Annotated in this window: 8 protein-coding genes and 1 tRNA gene; 7 read left to right on the top strand and 2 right to left on the bottom strand. The window is 39.3% G+C overall.

The genetic code is table 11. The features are described from left to right. Positions 1 to 148: 148 nt before the first annotated feature. The 7 genes from napA to K2N75_RS00830 are packed head-to-tail and all read left to right on the top strand — an operon-like array spanning position 149 to position 7022. Complete coding sequence (napA, locus tag K2N75_RS00860) at positions 149 to 2965, top strand: nitrate reductase catalytic subunit NapA (protein ID WP_297681389.1); 2817 nt, start codon at positions 149 to 151, stop codon at positions 2963 to 2965. A 1-nt stretch (position 2966) separates the two neighbouring features. Then, positions 2967 to 3740: a ferredoxin-type protein NapG gene (gene napG / locus K2N75_RS00855; protein WP_297681388.1), complete on the top strand. Its 774-nt coding sequence runs from the start codon at positions 2967 to 2969 to the stop codon at positions 3738 to 3740. Further along, a complete protein-coding gene (napH, locus tag K2N75_RS00850) occupies positions 3740 to 4546 on the top strand; it encodes a quinol dehydrogenase ferredoxin subunit NapH (RefSeq protein WP_297681387.1) in 807 nt (268 codons plus the stop codon). Before napG ends, napH begins: the two co-directional genes overlap by 1 nt. Then, entirely contained in the window at positions 4543 to 5064 is a 522-nt protein-coding gene (locus K2N75_RS00845) for a nitrate reductase cytochrome c-type subunit (protein WP_297681386.1), read from the top strand. Before napH ends, K2N75_RS00845 begins: the two co-directional genes overlap by 4 nt. Beyond that, positions 5064 to 5606, top strand: a complete 543-nt coding sequence (locus K2N75_RS00840; protein WP_297681385.1) for a 4Fe-4S binding protein — start codon at positions 5064 to 5066, stop codon at positions 5604 to 5606. The genes K2N75_RS00845 and K2N75_RS00840 overlap by 1 nt, the downstream gene beginning before the upstream one ends. A gap of 10 nt (positions 5607 to 5616) precedes the next feature. Continuing rightward, positions 5617 to 6633, top strand: a complete 1017-nt coding sequence (locus K2N75_RS00835) for a nitrate reductase (protein WP_297681383.1) — start codon at positions 5617 to 5619, stop codon at positions 6631 to 6633. A 2-nt stretch (positions 6634 to 6635) separates the two neighbouring features. Then, positions 6636 to 7022 carry a chaperone NapD gene (locus tag K2N75_RS00830; RefSeq protein WP_297681381.1) on the top strand — a complete coding sequence of 129 codons (387 nt, stop codon included), beginning with the start codon at positions 6636 to 6638 and terminating at the stop codon, positions 7020 to 7022. A gap of 205 nt (positions 7023 to 7227) precedes the next feature. On the opposite strand, the gene K2N75_RS00825 is transcribed toward K2N75_RS00830, so the two are convergent. Further along, a tRNA-Pro gene (locus K2N75_RS00825) sits at positions 7228 to 7305 on the bottom strand. A gap of 96 nt (positions 7306 to 7401) precedes the next feature. Then, the gene (locus K2N75_RS00820) at positions 7402 to 9975 is read right to left on the bottom strand and encodes an AAA family ATPase (protein WP_297681380.1); all 2574 of its coding nucleotides are present in this window, start codon (positions 9973 to 9975) and stop codon (positions 7402 to 7404) included. Positions 9976 to 10163 lie beyond the last annotated feature (188 nt).

The raw sequence follows: 10163 nt of genomic DNA, 5'->3' as shown, positions 1-10163 counted from the left end.
GTGTTAATAGAAAGAAATGTAAAATATCAAAATAAATCTTTAATAAAGGCTCTCTAAGCACACAAAATACGAAATATAATAAAATATATATTGACCTAAATCAATTCTTAAATTAATCAAAATCGCTATAATTTTTTTGCATTAAGAAATGCTAAATCTTAAGTTTAAGGAGGCTTTTGTGGCATACAATAGACGCGAATTTTTAAAAACGGCAGCAGCAGCGAGTGCAGCGAGTGCAGTTGGAATCGCATTGCCAAGCAATGTTTTAGCAGCAGCAAAAGAAGCAGAAGGTGGCTGGAAATGGGACAAATCCGTTTGTAGATTCTGTGGAACAGGCTGTGGGATTATGGTAGCAACCAAAGACGAGCAAATCGTTGCAATTAAGGGAGACCCAGCAGCTCCTGTAAATCGTGGGTTAAACTGCATTAAAGGATATTTTAATGCCAAAATTATGTATGGTGCAGACCGCTTGACGCAGCCACTTTTGCGTGTAAATTCTCAAGGTGAATTTGATAAAAAGGGGCGATTTCAACCTGTGAGTTGGCAAAAAGCTTTTGATGTAATGGAAGCACAATTTAAAAAGGCTTATAATGAGTTAGGACCTACCGGAATCGGTGTGTTTGGCTCTGGGCAATACACCGTGCAAGAGGGTTATGCGGCAGTCAAGCTGATTAAGGGTGGCTTTAGAAGCAATAATATTGACCCAAATGCTAGACATTGTATGGCAAGTGCGGTTGTTGGGTTTATGGAAACTTTTGGTATTGATGAACCCGCAGGCTGTTATGATGATATTGAACTAACCGACACGATTGTTACTTGGGGCGCAAATATGGCAGAAATGCACCCGATTCTTTGGGCTAGGGTTACAGATAGAAAACTGACAAATCCCGACAAGGTAAAAGTAGTGAATCTCACACCTTATTCTAATAGAACTTCGGATTTAGCAGATATTGAAATTGTTTTTGCTCCACACACAGATTTAGCAATTTGGAATTATATTGCACGCGAGATTGTTTATAATTATCCAAACGCAATTGATTGGAATTTTGTTAAGAAAAATTGTATCTTTACAACCGGTTTTGCCGATATTGGTTATGGGTTGCGCACGGATATTAAACACGCAAAATATGGTGCAGCAGAGCTAGACATTGCAGCAAAAGAAAAATCTAAAGTCATCAGTGAAGCAGAGGGCGTAACGCTCGCGTATTTGGGAATGAAAGCGGGCGATATAATGGAAAACAAACACAATGCAGCCGCAGGAAACCATTGGGAAATTTCTTTTGAGGATTTTAAAAAGGCATTAGAGCCTTACACGCTTGATTTTGTTGCAAAACTTGCAAAAGGCGATGCAAGCGAAAATTTAGAATCTTTTAAAGCCAAACTCAAACAACTTGCACAATATTACATTGACAAAAATCGTAAAATTGTGAGCTTTTGGACAATGGGAATGAATCAACACACAAGAGGAACTTGGGTGAATGAGCAAAGCTATATGGTGCATATGCTGCTTGGCAAACAAGCAAAACCCGGAAGTGGTGCATTCTCGCTTACAGGACAACCAAGTGCGTGTGGAACAGCTAGGGAAGTAGGGACATTCTCACACCGATTACCTGCGGATATGGTCGTGGCGAATCCAAAACACAGAGAAATGACAGAAAAGATTTGGAAGCTTCCAAATGGGACAATCAATCCTCAACCGGGCGCGCATTTTATGCAAATTATGCGGAATCTTGAAGATGGCAGAATTAAATGGGCGTGGGTGCATGTGAATAATCCTTGGCAAAACACTGCAAATGCGAACCATTGGATTAAGGCTGCTAGAGAAATGGATAATTTCATCGTGGTTTCAGACGCCTATCCGGGCATTAGCGCAAAAGTTGCGGATTTGATTCTGCCTGTGGCGATGATTTATGAGAAATGGGGTGCTTATGGGAATGCAGAGCGTAGAACACAGCATTGGAAGCAACAGGTTCTCCCACAAGGCGAGGCAATGAGTGATACTTGGCAGATGATGGAATTTTCTAAGCGATTTAAACTTAAAGAAGTTTGGGGCGAGAAAAAGATTAACGATAAATTGACGCTCCCCAATGTGCTAGAAGCAGCAAAAGCAATGGGATATAATGAGGATTCCACACTCTATGATGTCTTGTATGCAAATAAAGAAGCATTAGGTTATAAAAATACAGATTCTATGCTAAAAGACACAATCAATTCTGAAGTTTTTGGAGATAAACGCGAAGTGATTGGAAGCGACGGCAAAGTGTTTAAAGGCTATGGATTCTTTGTGCAAAAGTATCTTTGGGAAGAATATCGCAAGTTTGGTGTAGGACACGCACACGATTTAGCAGATTTTGATACTTATCATAGGGTGCGTGGGCTTAGATGGCCTGTTGTAGATGGCAAAGAAACCCAATGGCGTTTCAATGCAAAATACGACTATTATGCGAGAAAAGCAGGAAATGGAGAGTTTGCATTCTATGGTGGAGCAGGTAAAGAATTGCCACGCGGGGATTTGACAACGCCAAAAACTCAAGAGAAATTTTCACTTAAAAACAAAGCAAAAATTTTCTTCCGTCCTTATATGGACCCACCCGAAATGCCAAGCAAAGAATATCCATTCTGGTTAAGCACAGGGCGCGTGTTAGAGCATTGGCATAGTGGCACAATGACTATGCGTGTGCCAGAACTCTATCGCGCTGTGCCTGAAGCATTGTGCTATATGAATCCAGAAGATGGTAAAAAGCTTGGTGTGCAACAAAATGACGCGGTTTGGGTGGAATCAAGACGCGGTAAGGTAAAAGCGCGTGTGGATATGCGCGGACGCAATCGTCCCCCAATGGGACTTGTTTATGTGCCTTGGTTTGACGAAAAAGTCTATATTAATAAAGTCTGTTTAGACGCAACTTGTCCGATTTCTAAGCAAACAGATTTCAAAAAATGTGCGGTAAAAGTGTATAAGGCATAAAATGCAACAAAATACCAATCGGCGTAAATTTCTACTAAGTGGCGCACAAGCGGTTGCGCTTGTAGGGCTTGGTGGTTTGGTTTGGGGAGCGTTTTTGCAAGAGGGTAGAGCAAATCCTCTTATCTTAAGACCACCAGGTGCTTTAAGTGAAAAGGAATTTTTAAAGACTTGCATTAAATGCGGTTTGTGCGTGGAGGCTTGTCCTTTTGACACCTTAAAACTTGCAGACGCAGGAAGTGGAAAGCCCATAGGCACGCCTTATTTTGAACCACGTAAGATTCCGTGCGAAATGTGCGAGGATATTCCTTGTGTGCCGATTTGTCCAACGGACGCATTGGATTCCAAATTGGTTTCTAATGAAAAAGGACTTGCAATTAATCTAGCCAAAATGGGTGTTGCGATTGTGGATAAGGAGCATTGTGTCGCGTATTGGGGCATTCAATGCGACGCTTGTTATCGCGCCTGTCCGCTTTTGGGTGAAGCCATTAAGCTGGAGCTTAAACGCAACGAGCGCACAGGCAAGCATTCCTATCTTTTGCCTGTGGTGGAAAGCGAAGTTTGCACGGGTTGTGGCAAATGCGAAAAGGCTTGTATCACAGAAAAAGCGACGATTATTGTCCTGCCACGTGAAATAGCACTTGGTAAAGTAGGAACAAACTATATTAAAGGCTGGGAAGCAGAAGATGAAATGCGTTTGCAAGAAGCAAAAGAAAGAATCCCTAAAAGCGATTCTGGCTCTAAAGTGCAAGATTATTTGAATAACGGAGATTTGTAATGCAAAAATATCACTACTTATTCTTGCGTAGAATCGTGCAAATAGGGCTATTAGCCTTGTATGTATTGGGAAATTATACAAGCTTTAAAATTTTGCAAGGCAATCTTAGCTCCTCGCTTATTTTTGGAGTGATTCCATTAAGCGACCCTTATGCGATTTTGCAATTATTTTTTGCAGGTTCAATCGTTGGAGCAAACGCACTGCTTGGTGCTTTGGTGATTTTGTTGCTTTATGGTTTGTTTTTAGGAAGAGCTTATTGCTCTTTTGTCTGCCCTATGAATCTTGTGACAGACTTTGCCTCTTTTTTGAGGCGAGCTTTTGGTTTAGATGCATTAGGTAATCTCGTTTATTTGAAAAATTCTTTACGTTATGTGATTTTGGCTCTTAGTCTGTTACTCTCTATAATCTTTGGAATCGCGGCATTTGAAGCGATTAGCCCGATTTCTATGCTTCATCGCGGGATTATTTTTGGGCTTGGAGTTGGTTTTTTTGCTGTTTTGGCAGTGTTTTTATTGGATTTATTTGTAACAAAGCACGCATTTTGTGGGCATATTTGTCCTTTGGGTGCATTTTATTCACTCCTTAGTTTCTTTGCGATTTTAAAGGTCAAATATGATTTGGAATCTTGCACGCATTGTATGGAGTGCAAAAAAATCTGTCCGGAAAAGCAGGTTTTAGGAATCATTGGAAAGAAAAGTGGCGTGATAAAAAGTGGTGAATGCACGCGTTGCGGACGTTGTATTGAAGTTTGTGGAGATGATGCCTTAGCGTTTAATCTCTTAGAATTTAAAAAGGAGAAAAAATGAATTTTAACAAAACAATAATGGTTATGAGTGTAGCAGTGGCTGGATTCATATTTTTAGGTTGTCAAGGCGGTTATAGTGAAAATGAAATAGGCTTGCGCAAAAGCACTTTATTTAACGAAAATGTGAAAGTAAGTGCATTTGACTATAATGGTAAGGCAGCGGGAGAATCTGAACTGATTGACCGCGCGTTTGAAAACGCTCCGCCGATGATTTCACACACAACAGAGGATATGTTGCCTATTACGAAAGAAAATAATTCTTGCACGAGTTGTCATTTACCTGAAATGGCAGCGGCAGTGAATGCGACACCAATGCCTAAATCGCATTTTTATAATTTTCGTAAGAATAAAGACTTGAAAGAGCAAATGGACGAAAACCGCTTTAATTGTGTGATTTGTCATACGACACAAGTCAATGCTGCACCATTGGTTGTCAATAAGTTTGAACCTGATTTTCGTCAAGAAAATGGCAGCACGAAATCCAATCTGATTGACATTGTGAATGAGGGTGTGAATTAATGCGGAATCGCAGGGAGCTTTTTACAGCTTTGTTAAAGCCTAAACAAAAGGGCTTTGCGCCCTTGCCACCTTATAATTTTAATCGTTTTCTTTTTTCTAAATTTTGTGGGCAATGTATTGCGGAATCTTTACAAGCACCTTGTGTGCGTGTCTGTGAGGAAATTTATAACAAAGAAAGCAAAAGTGGAATCTTAAAAATATCTCATAATGCAGTTTATATAGATTTTGAAACAAGCGGTTGTAAGCTTTGTGGAGAATGTGCAAAAGCTTGCCCAAAGGGAGTGTTAGAGGAGCGACTCGCAAAAGAACAGAATCCCCATTGGAATTTTGTTCTTAAGATTAATGAACTCACTTGCTTGGCTTACCATAAAACCCTATGCTGCACTTGCAAAGATGTTTGTTATAGTGTATTAGGAAAGAATCAAGCAATTATTTTTAGCGGATTGTTTTATCCAGAGATTCAAAAGAATTGTATCGGTTGTGGAGAGTGTATCGGAGCTTGTCCTGCACGAGCGATAATATTAGAATCTTGTGAGAATTAAAGGAAAGCGAATGCGAATTTATCTTAAAAAAATGATGGCAATCCTATGGATTTTATGGGTATCTCCTTTGATGATGTATTCAGAGGAATCTAAGATTACAAAAGAAAGAACTTCTCAACCTCAAAAAAAGATTGTTTTAGAAAATAACATTGTCGTTACACATCTCATCAAAAATTCCTTGCTGATTGGAACGGATTTTGGAGAGGTTTTGGAGCTAAGACTTGAGGAATCCTCACCAAAATTACTTACGAAGCTTCCCGATATTGCAAGTTTCTATGCAGAATCTTATGCTCCCAAAGTTTATAGTGTAGATAGGCTTGGAGAGCAAGTTTTAATCCATAGTGAGGGGAATTTTGGTACAAAGAATCTTTTTATATTTTCTAAGGGGAGTTTGGAAATGTTGCCCAATATGGAATCTTTAAATATTAAAAAAGCAGCTTTTGTAGATGAAAAGCGGATTTTTTTGGGGCTTGCGAGCAATGAGATTGTGCTGTATGATATAAAGCAAAAACAGATTCTTTACCGCAAGCAGCTTTCTGAAGCTTCTTTTTCGGATTTCGCATTAGAGATTCCAAGTAATTACTATGTAGTAGCGTGCGAATCGGGGATTTTGTATTTTGGCTCTATTGATAGCGGAGAAGTGATTGCGGAATTGGAGGGTGAGAATAAGGACAATGTGTATCAAGTCCAATTTGCTAAAGTAGGCGATATAATGACTTTTATCACCGCAGGGCAAGACAGAAAAGTAGGCGTGTATCGGCTGAATTTAAAGACAAATAAAGTGGAATCTTATGGAATCGTGGCAAATTTTTTGGTGTATAGTGTGGGAATGAGTGCGGATTCCACATTGGGGGCTTATATGCAAAATGAACAAAGCGAAATCAGTGTTTTTCGCATTTCAGATAAACAAGAAATAACGCATTTAAGCGGACATACGAGCTTGTTGAATAATATTATCTTTACGAATTCTCATCTAATTAGCAGCGAAGATGGGAAAAATATCTTAATTTGGAATCTTAAGGAGTAAAAATGCAAGAAGAGGATTTTAATGTGTCTAGTCTCGTCGTGCTATGCGCGCAGAAGGACATAGAATCACTTTGGGGGAAAATTAATGCAATCAAAGGTGCAGAGTGTCATTACCAAGACGCAAGCGGTAAAATCATCGTAACTTTGGAATCTCAAAGCATTGAAGAGGAAATCAAGCTTTTAAAGCAGATTGAAAGACTAGAGGGCGTGTTGTCTGCACAAATGATTTATGCGTATCATAGCACGGAATTAGAGACATTAAGAGAGGAGATACAAAAGCAAGATAGAATCCCAAAAGTGCTTCAGGACGAACAAACGAGCGCAAATGAAATCGCTTACAGCGGAGATGTGCAAGGTGCGTTGGAGGAAATCTTAAAGGCACAAAAGTAAAGCGGAATTCTTAAGTTAGAATCCTTTTTCTTCTATGTTTCATATTGCCTAAGACAAAAAAGTAAAAGAAAGAAAAATCAAAAATACTAGAGAGCTGTGATAAAAAGACATTTTGGATTACATTTGTGGAGATGCAAACGGATTCTATGTAAATTTTGCAAATCAAGAATAGCGGATTTCATAAACAAAAAAAGCAATTAAAGAATGGTCGGAGTAGCGGGATTTGAACCCACGACCTCACCCACCCCAAGGGTGTGCGCTAGCCAGGCTGCGCTATACTCCGAATCAAAAAACAAAGTAAAGTTGTGATGATAGCAAAAAAATATTAAATTAAAATGAAGAATCTTAAAAATAGGGCGAAAACGCCCTAAAATGGATATTATTCTATGCGCGTTTGGATTGCGTCATTTTGTGCATAAAAAGTAACTTTGCTTCCCTCTTTGATTTTGCCCTCTAAAATCAAATCCGCTAGCCGATCTTCCACTTCTTCATAAAGTGCTCGTTTGAGCGGACGCGCACCAAAGGTTGGGTCAAAACCAACTTTTGCGATAAATTCTTTTGCGCTTGGTTCTAATGTAATGTGAATGTTGCGCTCTATTAATTTCTTTTGGATTCCTTTAAACAAAATCTCCACAATATGCGTGATTTGCTCTAATCCAAGCGGATTGAAAATTACAATATCATCTAAGCGATTCAAAAATTCCGGCTTGAAGTAATTTTTCAACGCATCTTTGACTGCATTTTCACGCTCTTGCTCATCTTTGAGCTCCATAATAGCGGCACTTGCGATATTGCTTGTCAAAATGATAATTGTATTTCTAAAGTCAATCGTAACACCCTTATTATCTGTCAAACGCCCATCATCAAGGACTTGTAATAGCATATTAAACACATCGGGGTGTGCTTTTTCAATCTCATCAAAAAGCACGACACTATAAGGTTTGCGGCGCACAGCTTCGGTGAGTTGCCCACCTTCTTCATAGCCGACATATCCCGGAGGTGCGCCTACAAGGCGACTTGCGGCGTGTTTTTCCATATATTCGCTCATATCAATTCTGATAAGATTCTTTTCGCTATCAAAGAGGAATCGCGCAAGGGTTTTGGCTGATTCTGTCTTGCCTACGCCGGTAGGTCCCAAAAACAAAAAGCTGCCAATGGGGCGATTAAGCTCACTCAATCCCGCTTTATTGCGCTTAATGGCTCTAGCAATTGCGTGCAGTGCCTTATCTTGCCCTATAACATCTTTTTTTAATTCACTCTCAATGCCTAGAATCTTGTCCTTTTCGTCTTGCAACATTTTTTTAATTGGAATCTGTGTCCATCGGCTAATCACAGCGGCTATGGATTCCGGTAGCACAGCATTTTTAAGCAATGTCCCCATCTCTTGCATTTTTGTCCATTTTGCATTTTGGGATTCTAGCTCTTTTTCTAGCTCGGGAATCTTGCCATAATCAATCTCTGCTGCTTTGTTAAAATCACTATTGCGCTTTGCTAACTCGCTTTCTGTCCTTAGAGAATCAATCTTGATTTTGATGTTTGCAATGTCGTTAAAAACCTGCTTTTCGCTCTCAAACTGCATTTCTAGACTTTTCTTTTTCTCGTTTTTATCTTCAATTTCTTTTTTGATTTCCTCCAAGCGCACATTGTTTTTGTCATTTTTTTCCATTAAAAGTGCTTCTTTCTCTACTTGCAAGGATTCTATTTCGCGTTTAATTTTAGACAATTCGCTAGGTTCGGATTCTATTTGCATTTTAAGCTCCGCCGCTGCTTCGTCAATCAAATCAATGGCTTTATCAGGCAGGAATCTATCCGTGATGTAACGATTGGAGAGTTTAGCAGCTGCGACTAATGCGCTATCAGTAATGGTTACATTGTGGTGTGCCTCTAGTCTTTCTTTGATTCCGCGCAAAATTTGCAAGGCTTCATTCACATTGGGTTCATTTAAAGTTACGGGTTGGAATCTCCGTTGCAATGCTGCATCTTTTTCAAAGTATTTGCGGTATTCCTTAAGGGTGGTTGCGCCAATAGTGTGCAATTCCCCTCTAGCAAGGGCAGGTTTAAGAATGTTTGCTGCGTCCATACTGCCCTCACTTGCACCCGCGCCCACAATGGTGTGGATTTCATCAATAAATAAAATAATGTTTCCGCTTTTTTTGACTTCATCAATGACTTTTTTAAGCCTATCCTCAAACTCTCCGCGATACTTTGCACCCGCAATGAGCGCACTCATATCAAGGGCAATCACGCGTTTGTTTTGCAAAGAGAGTGGAACCTCTTTTTTTACGATTCTTTGCGCAAGCCCCTCTACAACCGCAGTTTTTCCAACGCCCGGTTCGCCAAGCAGAATCGGATTGTTTTTTGTCTTGCGGATAAGGATTTGCATCATATGGGTGATTTCCTCATCTCTACCGATGACAGGGTCTAGTTTGCCTTCAATGGCTTTTTTGGTTAGGTCAATGCCAAATTTTTCTAGTGATTCTAAATTCTCATCACCGCTTTGGGAGTCAATTTTCGCCCCTGCACGCATTGCTTCAAAAGTCTTTTTTAGCTCATTAATATCTAAATATTTGCTAAAAAGCTGCTTAATAGAATCGTGTTGTAATGCACTTAGAATAAAAGTATCTAGCGCAATATAGGAATCCCCATTGCTTATAGCTTTGCCATCAGCGGCATTGAATAGCTCTTGTAAATTTTTTGAGATTCTTAAATTTTCCTTGCTGACTTGGCTGCTTTTGGGTAAATTGCCCGCAAGGCTTTTTGCTTCCAATTCTAATGAATTTTTATCGCAATTTAAGCGGTTAAGAGCTTGATTTAATAAAGAGTTGGTATGTGTGAGCATTGCCCAAAAAAGATGAATCGGCTCAATTTCTTGGTTTTTGTTATGTAGTGCAAGAGAAGCCCCTTGCTCTAATGTTTCGTGTAAGGTATTGGTTAATTTTTCTAAAATATTCATAAAAACTCCTCTGTTTAAAATTGTCAAAATTATATAACTTTAGTCTTATATTGTCAAGTTTCATAATAATAATTTACTAATATTTTTTAAATAATTTCTATCAATTCCTCAAATCTCACCACTTTTCTTGCTTTCTAAACTATAAACTTATATAAACTTCTCAATCCCCATTCCCTTTAACCTCCCCT

The sequence above is a fragment of the Helicobacter sp. genome (assembly GCF_029067145.1).
In the GTDB taxonomy this organism is placed as follows: domain Bacteria; phylum Campylobacterota; class Campylobacteria; order Campylobacterales; family Helicobacteraceae; genus Helicobacter_D.
The sequence above is the reverse complement of the archived record's forward strand: the minus strand, read 5'-3'. Positions and strand labels throughout refer to the sequence as shown.

Coding starts and splice junctions, on each gene's coding strand:
- napA (WP_297681389.1), top strand. CDS start 149: ATGCTAAATCTTAAGTTTAAGGAGGCTTTTGTGGCATACAATAGACGC.
- K2N75_RS00835 (WP_297681383.1), top strand. CDS start 5,617: ATGCGAATTTATCTTAAAAAAATGATGGCAATCCTATGGATTTTATGG.
- K2N75_RS00820 (WP_297681380.1), bottom strand. CDS start 9,975: ATGAATATTTTAGAAAAATTAACCAATACCTTACACGAAACATTAGAG.
- K2N75_RS00830 (WP_297681381.1), top strand. CDS start 6,636: ATGCAAGAAGAGGATTTTAATGTGTCTAGTCTCGTCGTGCTATGCGCG.
- K2N75_RS00845 (WP_297681386.1), top strand. CDS start 4,543: ATGAATTTTAACAAAACAATAATGGTTATGAGTGTAGCAGTGGCTGGA.
- napG (WP_297681388.1), top strand. CDS start 2,967: ATGCAACAAAATACCAATCGGCGTAAATTTCTACTAAGTGGCGCACAA.
- K2N75_RS00840 (WP_297681385.1), top strand. CDS start 5,064: ATGCGGAATCGCAGGGAGCTTTTTACAGCTTTGTTAAAGCCTAAACAA.
- napH (WP_297681387.1), top strand. CDS start 3,740: ATGCAAAAATATCACTACTTATTCTTGCGTAGAATCGTGCAAATAGGG.